Source organism: Aeromonas sp. QDB30 (assembly GCF_027707645.1).
GTDB lineage: Bacteria > Pseudomonadota > Gammaproteobacteria > Enterobacterales > Aeromonadaceae > Aeromonas > Aeromonas caviae.
Genome location: NZ_JAPCIY010000042.1, coordinates 1 through 18,958 on the forward strand (window position 1 = coordinate 1; position 18,958 = coordinate 18,958).

General features: G+C 60.9%; 17 protein-coding genes. 9 read left to right on the plus strand and 8 right to left on the minus strand.

Annotated elements, in window-relative coordinates; genetic code table 11:
• Positions 1 to 130: 130 nt before the first annotated feature.
• The 4 genes from treR (at position 131) to PG896_RS13200 (ending at position 5,068) form a co-directional block, all read left to right on the plus strand.
• Complete coding sequence (treR, locus tag PG896_RS13185; RefSeq protein WP_041211765.1) at positions 131 to 1,078, plus strand: trehalose operon repressor TreR; 948 nt, start codon at positions 131 to 133, stop codon at positions 1,076 to 1,078.
• Between the two features lie 186 nt (positions 1,079 to 1,264).
• The gene (gene treB / locus PG896_RS13190; RefSeq protein ID WP_257709729.1) at positions 1,265 to 2,695 is read left to right on the plus strand and encodes a PTS trehalose transporter subunit IIBC; all 1,431 of its coding nucleotides are present in this window, start codon (positions 1,265 to 1,267) and stop codon (positions 2,693 to 2,695) included.
• Positions 2,696 to 2,783: 88 nt separating this feature from the next.
• Complete coding sequence (gene treC, locus PG896_RS13195; protein ID WP_270835793.1) at positions 2,784 to 4,448, plus strand: alpha,alpha-phosphotrehalase; 1,665 nt, start codon at positions 2,784 to 2,786, stop codon at positions 4,446 to 4,448.
• The gene (locus tag PG896_RS13200) at positions 4,448 to 5,068 is read left to right on the plus strand and encodes a sugar O-acetyltransferase (protein ID WP_029314833.1); all 621 of its coding nucleotides are present in this window, start codon (positions 4,448 to 4,450) and stop codon (positions 5,066 to 5,068) included. Before treC ends, PG896_RS13200 begins: the two co-directional genes overlap by 1 nt.
• Before the next feature lie 87 nt (positions 5,069 to 5,155).
• Here PG896_RS13200 and PG896_RS13205 read toward each other — a convergent pair whose 3' ends face one another.
• Complete coding sequence (locus tag PG896_RS13205; RefSeq protein WP_039039724.1) at positions 5,156 to 5,614, minus strand: Lrp/AsnC family transcriptional regulator; 459 nt, start codon at positions 5,612 to 5,614, stop codon at positions 5,156 to 5,158.
• Positions 5,615 to 5,710: 96 nt separating this feature from the next.
• On the opposite strand from PG896_RS13205, the gene PG896_RS13210 reads away from it, so the two are divergent.
• Complete coding sequence (locus PG896_RS13210) at positions 5,711 to 6,586, plus strand: EamA family transporter (protein WP_270835794.1); 876 nt, start codon at positions 5,711 to 5,713, stop codon at positions 6,584 to 6,586.
• A 52-nt stretch (positions 6,587 to 6,638) separates the two neighbouring features.
• On the opposite strand, the gene PG896_RS13215 is transcribed toward PG896_RS13210, so the two are convergent.
• The gene (locus tag PG896_RS13215) at positions 6,639 to 8,132 is read right to left on the minus strand and encodes a histidine-type phosphatase (RefSeq protein ID WP_333563598.1); all 1,494 of its coding nucleotides are present in this window, start codon (positions 8,130 to 8,132) and stop codon (positions 6,639 to 6,641) included.
• Positions 8,133 to 8,515: 383 nt separating this feature from the next.
• On the opposite strand from PG896_RS13215, the gene PG896_RS13220 reads away from it, so the two are divergent.
• Positions 8,516 to 8,848 carry a hypothetical protein gene (locus PG896_RS13220; RefSeq protein WP_039039727.1) on the plus strand — a complete coding sequence of 111 codons (333 nt, stop codon included), beginning with the start codon at positions 8,516 to 8,518 and terminating at the stop codon, positions 8,846 to 8,848.
• Positions 8,849 to 8,962: 114 nt separating this feature from the next.
• Here the strand turns inward: PG896_RS13220 and PG896_RS13225 are convergent, their stop codons facing one another.
• The 3 genes from PG896_RS13225 to PG896_RS13235 form a co-directional block, all read right to left on the minus strand.
• Positions 8,963 to 9,562 (minus strand): Yip1 family protein, encoded by a 600-nt coding sequence (locus PG896_RS13225; RefSeq protein WP_029314835.1) that lies wholly within the window; start codon positions 9,560 to 9,562, stop codon positions 8,963 to 8,965.
• 236 nt (positions 9,563 to 9,798) lie between these two features.
• Positions 9,799 to 11,142 (minus strand): potassium channel family protein, encoded by a 1,344-nt coding sequence (locus PG896_RS13230; protein ID WP_043152903.1) that lies wholly within the window; start codon positions 11,140 to 11,142, stop codon positions 9,799 to 9,801.
• 225 nt (positions 11,143 to 11,367) lie between these two features.
• Complete coding sequence (locus tag PG896_RS13235; protein ID WP_042864483.1) at positions 11,368 to 11,949, minus strand: YjaG family protein; 582 nt, start codon at positions 11,947 to 11,949, stop codon at positions 11,368 to 11,370.
• 161 nt (positions 11,950 to 12,110) lie between these two features.
• Here PG896_RS13235 and PG896_RS13240 point away from each other — a divergent pair, with 161 nt between their 5' ends.
• The gene (locus PG896_RS13240) at positions 12,111 to 13,055 is read left to right on the plus strand and encodes a D-2-hydroxyacid dehydrogenase (RefSeq protein ID WP_043152907.1); all 945 of its coding nucleotides are present in this window, start codon (positions 12,111 to 12,113) and stop codon (positions 13,053 to 13,055) included.
• A gap of 281 nt (positions 13,056 to 13,336) precedes the next feature.
• Here PG896_RS13240 and mepM read toward each other — a convergent pair whose 3' ends face one another.
• A complete protein-coding gene (gene mepM / locus PG896_RS13245) occupies positions 13,337 to 14,674 on the minus strand; it encodes a murein DD-endopeptidase MepM (RefSeq protein ID WP_270835796.1) in 1,338 nt (445 codons plus the stop codon).
• A gap of 270 nt (positions 14,675 to 14,944) precedes the next feature.
• On the opposite strand from mepM, the gene PG896_RS13250 reads away from it, so the two are divergent.
• Both PG896_RS13250 and PG896_RS13255 read left to right on the plus strand, forming a co-directional pair.
• The gene (locus tag PG896_RS13250; protein ID WP_052814388.1) at positions 14,945 to 16,243 is read left to right on the plus strand and encodes a LapD/MoxY N-terminal periplasmic domain-containing protein; all 1,299 of its coding nucleotides are present in this window, start codon (positions 14,945 to 14,947) and stop codon (positions 16,241 to 16,243) included.
• Positions 16,240 to 17,181, plus strand: a complete 942-nt coding sequence (locus PG896_RS13255; protein ID WP_052814387.1) for a TAXI family TRAP transporter solute-binding subunit — start codon at positions 16,240 to 16,242, stop codon at positions 17,179 to 17,181. Before PG896_RS13250 ends, PG896_RS13255 begins: the two co-directional genes overlap by 4 nt.
• Here the strand turns inward: PG896_RS13255 and PG896_RS13260 are convergent.
• Both PG896_RS13260 and znuA read right to left on the minus strand, forming a co-directional pair.
• A complete protein-coding gene (locus PG896_RS13260) occupies positions 17,176 to 17,850 on the minus strand; it encodes a transglutaminase-like cysteine peptidase (RefSeq protein WP_270835797.1) in 675 nt (224 codons plus the stop codon). The two genes, PG896_RS13255 and PG896_RS13260, sit on opposite strands and share 6 nt — an antisense overlap.
• Positions 17,851 to 17,926: 76 nt before the next feature.
• A complete protein-coding gene (gene znuA / locus PG896_RS13265; protein WP_270835798.1) occupies positions 17,927 to 18,865 on the minus strand; it encodes a zinc ABC transporter substrate-binding protein ZnuA in 939 nt (312 codons plus the stop codon).
• Positions 18,866 to 18,958 lie beyond the last annotated feature (93 nt).

Below are 18,958 nucleotides of genomic sequence, written 5' to 3' on the forward strand. Positions count from 1 at the left end.
GGCGATAAAATCAGATCACAATCGAAGCCATTTTTATATCTATTTCAATTGGTTGCTGCTAAAGATCCTGTACATGAATCACAACAATGTCTGCATCCCGGTTGTCGCCCTCCCCTGTCACGGATCCCCCATGGAAAAGAAACTGACCATCCTCGATATCGCTCGCCTCAGCGGGGTCGGCAAGTCGACCGTCTCCCGGGTGCTCAATCAGGATCCCAAGGTCAATGCCCAGACCAGGGCCAGGGTCGAATCGGTGATCGCCCAGCACGGTTTCGTCCCGAGCAAATCGGCGCGGGCCATGCGCAGCCAGAGCCAGCAGGTGGTCGGCATCGTGGTGTCGCGCCTCGACTCCAGCTCCGAGAACCAGGCGGTGCGCGGCATGCTGGAGACCCTCTACCAGCGTGGCTACGACGCCGTGCTGATGGAGAGCAAGTTCTCCCCCGCCAAGGTGAGCGAGCACCTGGCGGTGCTGGAGCGGCGCGGGGTGGACGGCATCATCCTGTTTGCCTTCAACGATCTGGACTATGCCGCCATGGCGCCGCTCAGGGAGAAACTGGTGCTGATGGCCCGCGAGCGCCCCGGCTTCTCGTCGGTCTGCTTCGACGATGACGGGGCGGTGCGCGCCGTGCTTGCCCACCTCGGAGAGCGTGGCCTGACCGAGGTCGCCTATCTCGGGGTGGAACGCAGCGATCTCACCACCGGGTTGCGTCGGCATCAGGCTTACCTCGACTACTGTCGGGAACAGGGGCGCACGCCCCGCAGCGCCCTCGGGGATCTCGGTCTGCAAAGCGGCTATCGGCTCGCGGCCGAGCTGCTCACCCCCACCACCCAGGCCATGGTCTGTGCCAGCGACACCCTGGCCATCGGCGCCGCCAAATACCTGCAGGAGCAGGGGCGCACCGACATCCTGGTGAGCGGCCTTGGCAGCAATCCCATGCTGACGTTCCTCTTTGCCAACACCCTCAGCCTGGATTTCGGCTACAAGGACGCCGGCATCCTGGCCGCCAGACAGCTGCTCGACCAGATTGAAGAGGGGCAGCCCCCCAGAGCGACCATCGCCCCCTGTCAGCCCCTGTAGTCTATCTTTTCCTCCATTCCCGGCGTTTTGCGCTTTTTGTGACCAGCGCCACGAATTGGGAACGTTCCCATTGCCGATACCAGCCACTGGCTTCATGCTGATTGGGAACGATACCAATAAACGGGCGGTCCTTGGCCAGCCGGTAAAGACACGACCATTATTCATGGAGTCACAGAGGGAAGGCTCATGTCAAAAGTCAACACACAGCATCTGGCGCAGCTGATCGAGCGGATCGGCGGCAAAGAGAACATCACCACTGTCAGCCACTGCCTGACCCGGCTCAGGTTCGTGCTGGCCGATCCGGTCAAGGCCGATCCCAAGGCCATCGAGACCATCCCTTCGGTGAAGGGGAGCTTCACCCAGGGCGGCCAGTTCCAGGTGGTGATCGGCAACGAGGTGGATCAGTGGTACAAGGCGCTCACCCAGGAGATCGGCGTGAGCGGCGGCAGCAAGGAGGCCGCCAAGCAGGCCGCCCGCCACAACATGAACCCGTTGGAGCGCGGCATCTCCCACCTGGCCGAGATCTTCGTCCCCCTGCTGCCCGCCATCATCACCGGTGGTCTGATCCTGGGCTTTCGCAACGTCATCGGCGATATCAAGATGTTCGACGACGGCACCCACACCCTCACCGAGATCAGCCAGTTCTGGGCCCAGGTGCACGCCTTCCTCTGGCTGCTGGGTGAAGCCATCTTCCACTTCCTGCCGGTGGGTGTCTGCTGGTCTGCGGTGAAGAAGATGGGTGGCTCCGAGATCCTCGGCATCGTGCTGGGTATCACGCTGGTGTCGCCGCAACTGATGAACGCCTATGGCATCGGCCAGCAGACCCCGGAAGTGTGGGACTTCGGCCTCTTCGTCATCCAGAAAGTGGGGTATCAGGCCCAGGTCATTCCGGCCCTGCTGGCGGGTGTCTTCCTCGCCTGGGTGGAGACCAGCCTCAAGCGCATCATCCCGGCCTATCTCTACCTGGTGATTGTGCCCTTCATCTCCCTGCTGCTGGCGGTGATCGTGGCCCACGCCCTGATCGGTCCGTTCGGCCGCTGGATTGGTGACGGCGTCGGCTTTGCCGCCAAGGCGGCCATGACGGGTTCGTTTGCCCCCATCGGCGCCGCCCTGTTCGGCTTCCTCTATGCGCCCCTGGTCATCACCGGCATCCACCACACCACCAACGCGGTGGACCTGCAACTGATGCAGAGCATGGGCGGCACCCCCATCTGGCCGCTGATCGCCCTCTCCAACATCGCCCAGGCGTCTGCGGTCGTCGGCATCATCCTGATCAGCCGCAAGGAGAACGAGCGGGAGATCTCGGTCCCGGCCGCCATCTCCGCCTATCTCGGGGTGACCGAGCCGGCCATGTACGGCATCAACCTCAAGTACAAGTTCCCCATGCTGTGCGCCATGGTGGGCTCAAGCTGTGCGGCTCTCATCTGCGGCTTCGCCGGGGTGATGGCCAACGGCATCGGGGTGGGCGGCCTGCCAGGCATCCTCTCCATCCAGCCGCAATACTGGGGCATCTACGCCATCGCCATGCTGGTGGCCATCGTGGTCCCCGCCCTGCTGACCCTGCTGGTCTACAAGCGCCAGCAGGCTGCCGGCAAGCTGGATCTGACCACGGCCTGATCCACACAACCTCGGCGGAGCCCTGGCTCCGCCTTTTATCGTTGCCCTGTTCCAACTAATCCGGTTTCAACCAATGAGCGAACCAACCATGACACAGACACCCTGGTGGCAAAGCGCCGTGATTTACCAGATCTACCCCAAAAGCTTTCAGGATTCCGGCGCCCGTGGCACCGGTGATCTCAAGGGGATCATGGCCCGCCTCGACTACCTCAAGACGCTGGGGGTCGATGCCCTCTGGCTGACCCCGGTCTACGTCTCCCCCCAGGTGGACAACGGCTACGACATCGCCGATTACCTCAACATAGATCCCGCCTACGGCACCATGACCGACTTCGAGGCCCTGCTGGGCGCCGCCCATGCGCGCGGCATCCGCATCGTGATGGACATAGTGGTGAATCACACCTCCACCGAGCACGCCTGGTTCAAGTCGGCGCTGGGAGACAAGCACAGCCCCTATCGCGACTACTACATCTGGAAAGATCCGGTGGACGGCGGCGTGCCCAACAACTGGCAATCCAAGTTTGGCGGCAGCGCCTGGGAGCTGGACCCGGCCACCGGCCAGTACTACCTGCACCTCTTTGCCCGCGAGCAGGCGGATCTCAACTGGGAAAACCCGGCCGTGCGCGCCGAGGTGAAGAAGATCATCCATTTCTGGGCGAAGAAAGGAGTCGACGGTTTCCGCCTCGACGTCATCAACCTCATCTCCAAGGATCAGGCATTCCCTGACGACGAGGTGGGGGATGGCCGCCGCTTCTACACCGACGGGCCGCGCATCCATGAATTTTTGCAGGATGTGAGCCGCGACGTCTTCGCCCCCGTTGGGGCCATGACGGTGGGCGAGATGTCTTCCACCAGCCTGGAGCACTGCCAGCGCTATGGCGCGCTGGATGGCTCCGAGCTCTCCATGGTGTTCAACTTCCATCACCTCAAGGTGGATTACCCGGGCGGCGACAAGTGGACCAAGGCACCGTTCGATTTCCTCGAACTCAAGCGCATCTTCAACCACTGGCAGTGCGGCATGCACGGCAAGGGGTGGTCGGCGCTCTTCTGGTGCAACCACGATCAGCCGCGCATCGTCTCCCGTTTCGGTGACGAGGGCGAACAGCGGGTAGTGGCCGCCAAGATGCTGGCCAGCACGCTGCACGGCCTGCAGGGGACGCCCTACATCTATCAGGGGGAGGAGATCGGCATGACCAACCCCGGCTATCAGTGCATCAACGACTATCAGGATGTGGAGAGCCGCAACATCTTCGCCATCAAGCAGGCGGAAGGGATGAGCGAGGCCGAGATCCTCGCCATTCTCGGTGCCAAGTCCCGGGACAACTCGCGCACCCCGATGCAGTGGAGCGCCGCCTCCAACGCCGGTTTCACCAGCGGGACGCCCTGGCTCAAGCCTGCCGCCAACTATTCCGAGATCAATGCCGAGGCGGCGCTGGCCGACCAGCACTCGGTGTTCTGGCACTATCGGGATCTCATCGCCCTTCGCAAGGCGCACCCCATCTTCACTCAGGGGGATTATCAGGAGCTGCTGACCGGGCACCCGCAGATCTGGGCCTATGTCCGCCGCGCCGACGGTCAGACCCTGCTGGTGGTGAGCAACTTCTACGGCGAGCCGGTGGCCTTCGAGCTGCCTGCCGAACTGGCCAATGGAGAGGGGCGCCTGTTGCTTGGCAACTACCAAGACAGCCCGGCCCGCCCGCAATCCTGCAAGCTGCGCCCTTACGAATCCCTGATCTGGCTGATGGAGCAATGATGACTGACGCAACGACAGTGCAGCGGCCCGCCGTGCGTGGCCCCGAGTGGCAGAAGATGGTGGCGGGAGCGCCCTATGATGCGGGGGACCCCGAACTGCGGGCTGCGCGGGAGCAGTGCCGCGCCCTGCTGGGAGAACTGAACCGGGAGCGAACCGATGCCCCTGGTTGGGATGAGCGCCTCACCCGCCTGCTGGGTGGCCGCGCAGAACGCTGTTTCATCACGCCCCCCTTCTTCTGCGACTATGGCGCCAACATCTTTGTCGGCGAGAATTTCTACGCCAATTTCAACTGCACCATCCTGGATGTGTGCGAGGTACACATAGGCGACAACGTGCTGCTGGCCCCCGGAGTGCAGATCTACACCGCTACCCACCCGGTGGCGGTAGCGCCGCGCATCAAGGGGGTGGAGTTCGGCAAGCCGGTGCGCATCGGCAACAACGTCTGGATTGGGGGCAGCGTCGTCATCTGCCCGGGCGTCACCATAGGGGACAACAGCGTCATCGGGGCGGGGTCAGTTGTCACCAGAGACATTCCGGCAGGCGTGGTGGCGGTCGGCAATCCCTGCCGGGTCTTGCGCCCCATGACGGCAGAGGAGCTGGCGCCCGGGGAACCTGGCTGACACAGAAGGGGCAGGCCGTACCTGCCCCTGTTCCTTTCCCTGACGGCGCTCCCGCAATGCCGGCAAGGCTTCCGCGCAACCCCCTCTTTACCCGGGCAGCAAGGCGCCGCAACGCTTGTGCTGTCCCATGACCACCAGAGTCTTGAAACTGCGCACCTGGTCCCTAGCATGGAGCACCCGACGGGTGAACTGCTCGTAACTTTGCATGTCCCTGGCGGCCACTTGCAGCACGAAGTCCTGCTCCCCCGTCACATACCAGAGATCCATCACCTCGGGTTCCCGCTGCAGGCTGGCGATCATCTCATCGACGATGCGGCCATGATCCCGCTCCAGGGTCACCAGCACCAGCATGGTGATGGGCCAGCCCATGGTGGACGGTGCCACCAGCGCCACTTCCCGCTCGATGAGACCGGACTCCCGCAAGGCGCGGACGCGGCGGTAGCAAGCTGGGGCGGAAAGACCGACCCTGTGGGCCAGCTCCGGCGTGGGCAGACGGGCATCCTGTTGCAGCTCGGCGAGGATGAGCAGATCAAATTTGTCGGTCATGGGGTTCATTAGATAAAAATTATCGCACAAGGCCAGTATTAGACCGGTTTTACCCAAGTCTCCAGATATATTTTACTGCCCATCGTCCTGCTCGGTATGAACACCATGCAACCCAATCCCAATGCCCTCTCCTCTCTTCTGGCCGTCCTGCTCGCCATGTTGTCGATCACCCTCGGCGCCTCCCTGGCCAAATCCCTGTTTCCCCTGCTCGGAGCCGCAGGCACGACCCTGTTCCGGCTGGGGTGCGCCGCCCTCCTTCTCTCCCTGGTGTTTCGCATCTGGCGTGCCCCCCTCGACCGACGCACCCTGCTGGGCGCCATCCCCTACGGCCTGTCGCTTGGGGCCATGAACCTGCTCTTCTATCTCGCCATCGCACGCATTCCCCTCGGCGTAGCCCTGGCCATCGAGTTCATCGGCCCCCTGACGGTGGCCCTGCTCTCCTCACGCCACCGGGCAGACTTCATCTGGCTGATACTGGCCATCGCCGGGCTGCTGCTGCTCTTGCCCCTGCGGGCAACACAGCAGGCCATCGATCCCCTGGGTGCCACACTGGCTCTCGGGGCTGGCCTCTTCTGGGGGCTCTATATGCTCACCGGAAAGCGGGCAGGAGCCTTGCTGGGCACACAGGCTCCTGCGCTGGGCATGTGGGTGGGCACCCTGCTGGTATTGCCCTTCGGGCTGGAGGGTGCGATCGAGGCGTCATTCACCGTCCCCGTGATCCTCACCATCATCGGGGTGGGGCTGCTCTCGAGCGCCATCCCCTACTCTCTCGAGATGTTTGCCCTGCGCCGCCTTCCCCTCAAGAGCTACGGCATTCTCACCAGCGGTGAACCGGCCATGGGAGCCTTGATGGGACTGGTATGGCTGGGCGAACAATTGCCCCCGTCCCAATGGCTCGGGATAACCGCCATCATCGCCGCCTCCATGGGCACCACCTGGCAGGCGGGTCGTCGACAAGCCGGCTCCGCCTGAACCAAAAAAATCGGGGCCGGCGATGACCGGCCCCGGGGATGGCACGAGAGCGTCAGGACGAGTAGTCGTAACAGCGTTTGAGCTCGCCGAAGTCATAGAAGAAGCTGCCCACCGCAATGGGGGCGCAACCTGCCTTGAAAGCGAGCTCCTTCTCGTTGTAAAGCATCTTCACCAGCACCCGGCCTGCCTCGTTGCGGTAGACATCCCACTGGATGTTGGCCGCATAGGGAGAGACCCAGCCGCCACGCCATTCGTTGTTTTCCTGGCTCATCAGCACGCCGGGCTGGGCGCTCTGGCGGCTCCCTGCCAGCTTCATCAGGGCCGCCAGCGGGATCAGGGTCTCCGCATGGGCAAAGCGCAGCTTGGCGACATGCTCGCCCGCCTCTTCCACCACCTGGGTCTGTACCTCGTTGAAGAGGCCGTCAAGCAGGGGCTGGGCCACGGCGTAGGTGGCGCTCTGGCTGGCAAGACTCGGCCCCTTCTTGTAGAAGTCCTCGGCATCGGAAAGGTAGGAGAACCAGGCAGACTCCTCTGGCGTGATGAACTGCTCGAGATCCCAGGATCCGCCTTGTGCCTGCGCCTCCCGGATCATCCCCGGGCCGATGATGAAGAGGTTGTAGAGCATGAGGGCGGCGTCCACCTCGTCGCGCACATGGGTCTTGCCACCATCCTCCGGATTCACCGCCACATAATCCACCCCGGCGGCCAGCTCGTCGACGAAGGCCTTGCTGTAGAGACGCTCGAGCATCTCACGGGCCATCACCCGGGTCCTGGGCAGGGCCTTGAGCGCATCGAGGGCCTCGGTCAGCTCGGGAGCAGGAGCCACCCCGTTGTCTTCGTCCCCGACAAAGGCCTGATAGGCCTGGAAGGTGGGCAGATACCGGGTGTACTCCCCCTGTGGCTCGGTCTTGTGGAAGTAGAGCTCGAACTTGTTGCGCAGCCCCTTGTCGATCTCGGAAGGGTTCTCCTGGCTGACGTAACAGTCGGGGCTGTCCGTCACCAGAGAGACCCTTTTGGCCAGGCTCTGCATGAAGAAGTAGGCGCTTTCGTTGGCGCGATCCTTGCCCGATGTCTCGACCTTGAGGCAGAGGGGAGTCGATTCAGTGGTCAGCAGGGTGGGCAGCCGTTCGGCGAGCCGGGTCGCCAGGTTGGCGTGCTCCTCCTTGCCGAGCGCACTCAGCAGGCCATAGCCGAGGGTCTGGTTGGCGGCCGTGACGGCGTCCACCTTTGCGCCGAGCCGTTGGCCCAGCTCGGTCAAGGCCCCCTGTCTCGCGGCCTCCTCCCACACCAGCTTGGTCAGCACATCGTATTTGGGGCTGGACAACGAGCGGGAGCCATGGCGTGCCACCAGTTCGGTGAAGACGGGACTAAAGCCTTCAGGGGCAACCTCATAGCTGTTCATTGCCTGACGGGCGGCATAGACCGCCTTGGTGCTGTATTGATAGTCGCCGACGGCGGGCGAGGAGGAGTCATTGCCCGAATTGCAGCCGCTCAGCAGGGTGGCCGCCACGCAGGCGGCAAGGGAAGAGACGCGAAACATAGTCATCCTTGAACCAGTGTGAAAATGAAGCCGCACAGTACGCACCGGATGTGACAATCCGGTGTCAGGTCTGGGACATGCACCTCTCTCCGGAAGGGTGAACACCCTCCAACCCGTCTATGTCCCCCCACAAAAAAATCATTCATATTTTTTGAACATGTAGGCCAGTTTATCTCGCTAACAATGACCGGGTGAGGCGCTTAATATTCACACATCGCTTAGGCAGGAGCGCCAAGCCGCAAAACAACTGGTCGTTCATGGCAGTCCCCCATACACATGGGTGACAAACATCCGTGACAAAACAACACACCATTTGAATGACCTCTTGCAAGGATGCATTGATGCAGGCCTGTCAGGCCTTGCCAATGACATAAAAACCAAGAGAGTGAATGAACATGAAAAACGTGATCAAGATGCTGGCCGTTGCAGGCCTGATGAGTGCCGGTGTTGCCCAGGCTTCCGTCCCCGCCGACTTCAACGCCACCCCGGGTGTGCTGTTCGTGAACTGGCATGCCAGCGCCGCCATGGCTGGCAAGGCCAACCCCATGCTGGAGGTGCGCGATGAATCCGGTGATCTGGTGGCCTCCGTCCACGCCAACCTGATGGGTACCCAGCAGGTACAGATCCCGAGCCGCGCCCAAGGCAACCTGACCGTCAGCCTCGGCGATCAGAGCAGCGATTACCGCATCCCGTTCGGCATCGGCAGCGGCAATCCCCGCTGATCAACGCAGACGACGTCCCTCCCGGGTCTGGCAAAGACACGCCGACCAGGCGAGAGATCAACGACAAGGGCGCCATCAAGGCGCCCTTGTCGTCGTTGCCGTCGGCACGCACGGCTACTGGGTGAAGACGGGACCGAAGCCGGATCCCCACAGGATGGCCGTGGCAGCCAGCACGCAGACCAGCAACACCAGGCCGACAGTCACCACTGAGCTGGCGTAGATGAATCCCTGCTCCTTGGTGATGTGCATCAGGATGGGCACGCCGATATAGAGCAGGTAGACGGAATAGGTCAGCCCGACCAAACCGATGAGCATCACGAACCAGAGATGCGGGAAGAAAGCGGAGAAGCCCACCATGAAGAGTGGCGTGGAGGTGTAGGCCGCCAGCTCCAGCGAGGTCGTGTAGCTGGGATCCGAGCCGAAGGTATGCCCCATCCAGTGCACCAGATAGGAGAGTGCCAACACGCCGATGATAAGGGTCACGTACATGGCGACCGACAGCTTGAATGCACTGTTGGCGGTCAGGGTGATGGGATCGCCGACCCCGATGCTCCAGCCGATGTGAACGGCGGAATAGTAGGCGCAGATGGGAGGGATAAGGGCCACGAGCAGGATGTGGGTCAGACTGTTTCTGAAGCTGTCGTGCCGCTCGTCTATGGTATGCCATTCGGTGTGGGGATGGGCATACAATCCCCATAAGTGATTCAATATCATAGCGTTATTCCTTCTCTACATCGGTGGTTGGCGGATCGATACCGGGCTTTCTCCTCTGATTGCGTCATGTCCGGGCGCTGGTGGCGCCATCGCTTGCCATGGCATGCGATGACTTTAAATAAAGTCGCTCCACCGCCGCTGCGTCAAGCAAGGTCGCCGGGACAGCCGGAGGGATGGGGAGACAGCAGGAGGGCACCGGAGGCGGGCACTGATGGCACCCGCCGTCGGCGCTCCCGTCAATACTGCTTGGTTTTCGAGGCAAAACCCGCGAGGAAGAGACCGGTCAGGAACATGCCGCAGAAGGCTTCGATGGCCGACAGCAGTTGCAGCGGCGAGGAGGTCTGGGAGATGTCCCCATAACCCAGGGTCACGAAGGTGACGATGCTGAAATAGAGAGAGCGCCCCAGATGGCCGTGGGTTGCAGACTCCGGCGCCAGGAAATAGGTCAGGGTCGCCAGCAGGATCACCCCCATCGACATCAGCAGGCTTCTGATGGGACGCTCCCCAAACCCCCAGGTGATGAAGCTGATGAACTTGCCCGCGCACTTGAGATAGCACAACAGGGAGAGCCAGCACTTCGTCATCGGACCGCTTCGCAACCAGCGCTCCCGGAACAGCTCCCGCGGGCTCGCCAGGGACTTCATCTCGTGCAGCTTCTCCTTGTAGTAACACTCGCCGGCATCGACGGTGTCACCCACGCTGGAGAAGAGGCGCTTGGCATTGCGATAGAGTTTGCTCGCCTCATTGTGGTCGATCCGCCCATTGTCGTTGTAGACCACCTCCACCTTGTCCAGGTTGGTGTGCTCCATGGTGGCATCGAAGTTCTTGGCGCTGACGCTGAAGTTTTTCAGCACCGCCCGGGAGGAGTGGAAGCGGATCTCCTCGCACTCTATGGTGAAGTCCTGAAAGACCCCGTCCTCCAGCGCCAGCTCCCGCTTCTTGGCCCAGGCCCTGTGGTCCCACAGCAGGGAGTCGAACAGATCGAGCCCGATCACCCCGCCATTGACCCTGACCCCCTTGGCCGAGCAGTGCCACAGATAAACCTTGGAGTTGTTGACGGCCCCATCGAGAGAGAGCTCGTCGAGACAGGTAAAATCGAGCAACCGGCCGGAGATGATGGGGCTTTTGAGGGTAACACCGCCGATGTTGAGCAGACGATGCTTGCCCAGCACCTGGGCTTCCCCCTTGTTGTTCTCCGAGACCGAGAGCAGGCTTTGCACCCGTTTCACCTCGTCATTGCCATGTTTTCCCGCCAGCCACATGCTGTAAGGCTCGAAACGGGTCTCCGAGCGGATGAGACCGCTCTTGCGCAGGGATTCCAGTGCACTCGAGGCGCTCTCATACAGACGGACCTTGTCGTCGCTCATGTAGACACAAAGGCTCAGCACGCAGCGGGAGCTGATGAAGCGGGCGATGCCGATCTGGAAGATCACGCTTTTTTCTATCTTCTGCTCCGCCATCCAGTCGTCGAAATGGGGCAGCGACGCCACCAGCAGCGCCCAGATACGGGGATAATCGTTCTCACGCCGCCACTCGTTGAATTGCTCGGGGGAAAGCTGCCAAAGCTCTGTTGCATTCATAGATGACCTCAGTAATGGAGATGTTCTCGTCGGTGATTCTCTGTCAAGTGCAACCAATAGAAGCGAGCTTACAACAGCAACGAATGGCCCCTAAGAATCAGGAGAAAAAAGTTAACCATTTGAAAAAAAATGCATAAATGCTTTCTCACACACCAAAAAATGAACGCTCAGAGATAAAAAAAACTCCCGACCGGGAGCTTTTTCTATGGGCAGTACGCGATGGCGTTACGCCTCCAGGCTGATGCCGATGTTGGAGACGCCGTCCTGGGCCGCGAAGGCGCGGATGGCAAGGATGCGGTCGCTGTCCCGTTCATGGGCCACCCGTTTGAGCAGTTCGACCTGGAACTCCAGCTCCGCCTCCATGTACTCGTGCTCATAGAGCTCCTCATCGCTAAGATCCCGCTCTTCCAGCATCTCGATGAAGCCGGCGACCGTGCCGACTGACGCATGGCTGGCGTCGTTGGCCTCTTCCCCCACCCGGCAGATCACCGAGTTGTAGGCACAACCCAGCGCCACGCAGGCGTCCAGTGCCGGATAGGCGCCGTAGGATTCAAACTTGCGGGGATCGGGAATGTAGACTTCAAACGCTTCCAGAATGGCACCAAGATTGACGCGGGATCCCTTGACCGTCAGGTAGTTCCACATCTGATCCAGCGCGTGACGGAATGCCCTCGCATCCCCGAAACCGGAGGCCTGGGTAAAGAGCACATAGTTGGGGTACATGCGCTCTGCCAGCGCCAGGGTATAGACGGTTTGCTGCCAGGGCTGCAGCTCGGCCAGTCGCTTATAAAACTTGTCACCAAACACTGGAGTCGGATCCTTTGCAAAATGTGGGGCAGATTGTAGCCCACGAGGGCCCCGTCTAAAAATGAAAAAGCGCCCTGCTCGACTATCTTGCCCGATCAACTGGGGTAAGATGGAGACAGCATCCCTCTCGCCTTGCCATAAACACGATAAGGAACAAGAGTATGAGCCAACGTACCCTGCTGCTGTTGAGTCAGGACAACAGCCACTATGAACGCCTGCTCAAGGCGGCCCATCTTCCCCATCTGCACATTCTTCGGGCCGACAATCAGGCCGAGGCCGAACAGCTTATCGGTGACGCTCATATCCTGATGGCCGAGCCTGCCCGGGCCAAGCCGCTGCTGGCCAAGGCCGGCAAGCTCAGCTGGCTCCAGTCGACTTATGCCGGGGTCGATGTGCTGCTGGACGCCAGTTGCCGCCGCGACTACCTGCTCACCAATGTCCGCGGCATCTTCGGCCCCTTGATGAGCGAGTATGTGTTCGGCCATCTGCTCAGCCTGACCCGCCAGTTGCCACTCTATCGCGAGCAGCAGCAACAGGGCGTCTGGCAGAGCCATCCCTATCAGGGCTTGAAGGGAAAGACGCTGCTGCTGCTCGGCACCGGCAGCATAGGGCAGCATATCGCCCACACCGGCAAACATTTTGGCATGAGGGTGCTCGGCATCAGCCACAGTGGCCGTGAGCGTGCCGGGTTCGATCAGGTGTACCAGTTGCCGGCACTCAACAAGATGCTGGCCCAAGCCGATGTCATCGTCAGCGTGCTGCCCGCCACCCGCGAGACACGCCATCTCTTCACCGCCGAACGCTTCGGCCACTGCAAACCGGGCGCCATCTTCTTCAACGTCGGCAGAGGCAATGCCGTCCATGAGGGGGATCTGCTGGCGGCACTGCAAGCCGGCAAGCCCGCCATGGCGGTGCTCGATGTGTTCGAGCAGGAACCCCTGCCCGCTGACAGCCCGCTCTGGCACCAGCCCAATCTCATCGTGACGCCCCACAACAGCGCCTACAGCTTCCCGGAAGATGTGGCCCAGATCTTCATCCGCAACTACATCCGCTTCATCGATGGTCAGCAGCTGGACGGCAGGATCGACTTTGACAAGGGTTATTGAAGCCGTTCTGCAATGAAAAGGCCCCGCCAGTTGGCGCAATGCTGTTCACTTAAGAGAATTTGAGTTCCAGTCCACGTAGTATCAGGACAAAAAATCGAGGGAGGCATGATGCCTCCCTCTTTCTATTGCAAGCCCCGCTGGATAAAGGCTGGAGGAAGATCGACTGGACACAGCCTTGCCCCCTCAACTCAAATCCAATTTATGAATAATCAGTCAAAAAAGTGCTTATCTGAACAGCATTGCGCCAGTTGGCGGGGCCTTTTTCGTCAGGAGGGAGCCGTTCAGCCCGCCTCCATCTCTTTGCGGTAACTCTTCACCTTGGCGAGGAACTGGCGCTTCTCCTTGCCGCTCAGGGGCTCCGCCATCGGCAGCTTGACCTTCATGGCATCGACCGGCCGGTTGTTGATGCGCACCTCGTAGTGCAGGTGGGCACCGGTGGAGCGGCCCGTGTTGCCGGAGAGGGCAATCTTGTCCCCCATCTTCACCTTCTGGCCCGGTTTCACCAGCAGCTTGCTCAGGTGCAGGTAACGAGTCGTCAGGGTCCGGCCGTGCTTGATCACCACATAGGTACCGGCCAGCGGGTGGCGGGTGGCCTTGAGCACCACGCCGTCCCCAGTGGCCATGACGGCCGTCCCGACCGGCAGCGCGAAGTCGGTGCCCTCGTGGGGACGCACCTGGCCCGTGATGGGATGACGCCGTGCCGGGTTGAAGTTGGAACTGACCCGATAGCGGCTGTGGGTCGGGTAACGGCGGAAACCCCGCTCCAGGCTGTTCGCCTGGCCGTCATAGTAGTTGCCATCCTCAGACAACCAGGCCGACGCCGCCTTGCCCTGGCTGAAGACTTCGACCCCGAGCAGCTGGGTGTTGCCCGTGCTCTTGCCCTCTACCGTCTCCTGACGGACCAGCACCTTGAACTTGTCACCTTTTTTCAAATCCTTGGCGAAGTTGAGGCGCCACTGGAACAGGTTGGCAATCTTCTGGATGTGGTTGGCCGGGATACCGGCATTGCGGGCGCTGACGTAGAAGCTGCCGTTGATGACACCGTCATAGCTCTTCTGCTGCCACTCTACCTCTTCATTGAGCATGTTGGCGCTATAGGTGTCGTCGGTACGCTCCAGCACCAGGGTCTGCTTGATGTTCAGACGGATCTTCAGTTGCTGCAGTATGTTGTCCTGATCGATCAGCAGCTCGATGGTCTGGCCGGGCTTGAGGCGGGCCAGATGGTTCTTGGTGTCCGCATCCAGCACCTTGTAGAGGGTGGTGGTGGACAGGCCCAGGGTGTTGAAGATGGTGGTCAGGTTTTCGCCGTTGCGTACCCGGTAGTCCTGCCATTGGGGCGTGGGATCGGCCGGAATGTCGTCCTCCGGAGCTGCGGCCTCCACCAGCTCGTGATCCGGGATGTCGTTGAAGTCGGTATTGTCTTCGTTGGTTGCGGTGCCCGTGGTGGCGATCGGCAACTCCAGACGCAGTGGCCGCTCCAGGATGTCACCCGGGGCTGGCAATACGGCTACCGCTGACAGCGTCATGGCCGTGAGCAATAGCATGGCGTAAAAGTGTTTGCGGGGAACCGGGGGTTCCCAATTGGCAGCCTGTGCTACCAAGGGACGGAGACGTTTCATCCGCTATCCTGTTATTAGATCTAAGGGTGGTGTTTGTGGGTCTGTTTTTATGATTTTTTATTATGAAAACCGAATATCTGGCTTTTAGACCTAAATACTTACAAAAAGTTCATAGCTACATGCACGAAACTCACATTTTATGCATAACCTTCCAGCATGGGCAGAAATGATCGTCGTTTTTAGCCATTTTTTTCTATTTTTAAGAACCTAGTCCGGTTGTTTGGCGCTCCGGATCCGCAAATGTTGCAAAAACATCACCATGGAGTGGGTATGTCGTTGGCAAAATTGTTAAATGTGATCATCCTAATCCTGTTCGCCATCGGTGCCGTCCTGCTGCTCATGCTGGAGATCACCACGGTACGACAATCCATTCTCGACCAGATGTCGGCCAATCTTGAGACCGCCATCACTGCCCTGGGTCTGGTACTCCAGGGCACCCTGCTCAATGATGACAAGGTTCTCGCGGAAACCATCGTCAATGCCATGTTTGACGGCGGCTTCGTCAGCTCGGTGGTCTTGCTGGATCCGGACGGTCAACTGCTGTTCCAGAAGGTCTTCCACACCGCACAACAAAACGTACCCACCTGGCTTCCCTCGGTTATCGACATGCCCCCGGTCAAGATTGAGCAGGAGTTGACCGATGGCTGGCGCATCCTTGGGACTCTCACGCTGGAAGGGCACGAGGGGTATGCCTACCAGCACCTGTGGAACGCCATCAGCCGTACCGGGCTTGCCCTGCTCGCCGGCCTGCTGGTCTTTACTCTGGTCATCACCTGGGTATGCCGTCGCCTGCTGCGTCCGCTTGAACAGATCAGCCAGCAACTGACCCAGATCCGCAAACGTCAGTTCAGCGGCAACCTGCCTCTCCCCTGGCTTCGCGAGTTGCAGGAGGTCGCCACCTCCATCAATCAACTGGTGTCCGAACGCAAGCGGGATCTGCTGCAGCAACGGCTCAAAATCACCCAGCTCGGCAGGCTCGACGTCCCCCTGGCTCACCAGAAGCTGACGGGATTGACCGATACTGCAGGTGACATGTACCTGCAGCATTTCGTCTCCACTCAGGGCAACATCAGACTCTACAGCCGGCTCTTGCCCAAGCCCCCCCCCACCACGGACAGTTCGCCCGATGAGATCAGGGCCCTGTTCAACGACTTTCTTGTCGAGAAAGCGGAAGGGCTTCAGCTGCCCCTCAGCCTGCTGAACCATCCCGACTGGGCACAGTTCGCCCCCTCTCTGGCCAATGCCAGAGGCAAGACCCTGGACTGGCACTGGGATCTGGCCAGCCTGCCCCCCCTCGCCGAAGAGCGGCTGACGGCGCTTCAGACCCAGGGGATCGAGATGGCGTTCAGCAATGTCCCGATGAACAACGACAACCTGGCCAGGCTCGATCCCATCAGGCCTGTCTTCATCAGCTGCCAGCTGACCCAGGCCCCCCTCTATTGGAATCTGCTTTCCCAGTGCCTCCATGCTTCCGGCTACACCCTGCTGGCCGAAGCCAGCGAGGTGAGCGACGTAGACACCCTGCGCAACTGGGGCATCGATGGCTACGCCACTCAGGAGGCATCATGAGAACCCCGCTGTTGTTGCTTGCCCTGTTGTGGCAACCCGCTCCGCACGCCGCCTCCCTGGCCATCAGCACGGGCGGTAAGCAGGGCATCTATTACCAGGTCATCAAGGAGTTCTGCCGGCTGGCCAACAAGAGTGACCCCACGTTGTCATGCAAGCCGCAAGCCAGTTCAGGTTCCATCGAGAATCTGCGCATGCTGCAAGCAGGGGAGACCCCTTATGCCCTCGTCCAGTCCGACTGGCTCTATCAGGCCAGCCAGGGGATCGGGCCGTTCGCCAGGCAACCCCAACCCGAGCTGAGAACCCTCTTCGCCACCCATGCGGAACCTTTCACCATAGTGGTGCGAGCCGATGGCGACATCACCACCCTGGCGCAACTCAAGCTGGCCCCCATCGACATGGGGCTGAAACACTCGGGCACCCGCCAGACGGCATTGGCCCTGTTCCACGCACTGGGCACCAGAGAGCAGGACCTCGACCTGAAGAGCGTGGCCAATCTCTCCGAGGCGCTGTGCAGCAAGCAGATCGATGCCTATGGCCTGGTGATGGGCCATCCCAACCGGATCGTGCTGGCCACGGCGAAGCGCTGCGCCATCCGCTTCCTGCCGATCGAGGGGGAGACGCGGGAGCGACTGCTCAAGGGGGTCAAGTATTATCAGCGCAGCCAGGTACCCGCTCGCATCTATCCCGGCAACCTCAAGGCGACACCGACCTTCGCCATTGCCGCCACTCTGGTGACCAATGCCGCTACACCAGACGAAGACGTCTATCGTCTGACCAAAGCGATGCTGAGCCAGCAGACCGGTTTCAACGAACAGACCTATGGCTATGCCAACCTGTTCCACAAGGCACGCAACAAGACGGGCCCGGTGCTGAGCGTCCCGCAGCACCCGGGGGCGGCAAGATACTTCGAAGAGTTGAACAGCGCGGGCAAGCTATAGCTGGCGGCGGGGGGCACGCAGGTGCTCGCTGGAGAACCGGCTCTGCATCGAGGTCCACTGGGTCAGGCGATCGGCGCTCCCCGCCAGGGTTCCCTCGCGACGCGACTTCATGACCCAGATGCTCTTGGCATCGAAACTGTAAACGGGTTGCAGATCATTGCGCTGGCTGCCCGGCAGGATGCGGCCATTGATGTTGTCCAGCACCAGGGGATCTGACTTGGTGCTCGGGAAATAGAGCGTCACCATGTGAAACTGGTTGTAGCGGATCGCCTTCACATAGGCCAGCCGCAGTTTCTTCTCGTCGACGCCGAGCTCCATCAGGGTGTAGTACTTGGAGATGCTGTAATCCTCACAATCCCCGCCCCGGGCCCCGATGAATTCCAGGGGATTGGCCCAGTAATCCTCGTCACCCCAGAGTCTGGGATCCTCGCTGTAGGTCAGATTGTTGAAGTAGTTGTTGACCAGTTCCAGCTTCTGCTGATCCGTCGTGCCGGCCCTCGGGGTGAGCAGGCGGGAGAAGGCCTCGGCGCGCTGGATCGCTCTGGCGCCATAGACCGCCTGCATTTTTGCCCTGAGTTCCGGGCTGGCGATGTGTTCGGAAAGACCGGATGCCTGTATGCCGGATCCCAGCAGGGTCAGCGTGCAGACAGAGACGAGCAACCATTTCATGACTGACACTCCATATCAGATGCTGGAGGTCAGTATAGTTGGCGCTGCCAGCCCCATCGGAAAAGCCGGGAAGAGCTCAACGGCACTGGGCGAAGGCGTCCGCCAATTGCTGCATGAATTGCGGATAACCGTCCGGACCGAGCGGCACCTGCTCGCCGACTTCGTCCAGCAGCAGCACCTTGGCCCCGGTATTGCGGGCAACCGACTCGATCACCGCCGGGGAGAACTGCGGCTCGGCGTAGATGCAGCTCGCCTTTTTCTCTTCCAGCGCCTTGCGGATATCAATCAGCGTCTTGGCTCCCGGGCGACGCTCCGGACTCACGGTGAAGTGTCCCTTGGAGCTCATGCCGTAGTGACGCTCCCAGTATCCATAGGCTTCGTGGAACACGAAGTAGCCCTTCTGATCCACCGCCTCCATCTGCACGGCGATCACCTTGTCCAGGGCGTTCACCTTGCCCTCGAAGGCCGCGAGATTGGCGGCATAGCGCGCCTGGTTGGCAGGGTCCAGCTTGCCCAGTTCGGTTGCAATCGCCTTGGCAATCACCTTGGCCTGGGTTGGACCCAGCCAGATGTGGGGATCCACCCCTTCGTGGTGGTGCCCTTCATGGCCCTCATCGTGCGAGCCGTGGTCGTGGGCGGCATGGTCATGATCCTTGTCGTCATGATGATGCTCGTCATGCTCCCCCTGGGTCGCATAGTTGTACAGCGGCATGCCGGGAACCTGGGTCAGGGTCAATACATGAGGATGCCGGGCCAGGGGTTTGGCCATGAAGCCTTCCAGCTCGGGACCGACCCACATCACCAGATCGGCCTCGTTGATGCTGCGAATATCGGAAGGGCGCAGGGAAAAATCGTGGGGCGACGCGCCGGTGGGCAGCAGCACCCCGGGCTCGCTCACACCATCGGTGATCGCCGCCGCGATGAAGCCCAGGGGTTTGATGGTGGTCAGCACCTCGAGGGCACGGACAGGCAGACTCACCGCCAGCAGGGCAGTGATCAGGGCAAGAATTCGCATAGAGGTCTCGTCAGGGAGTGTGTGTGTGATAATATAACAAACCAACGTCGCTGTTATATTATAACTTCCACAGGCTGTAAACCCCGGAGCTGT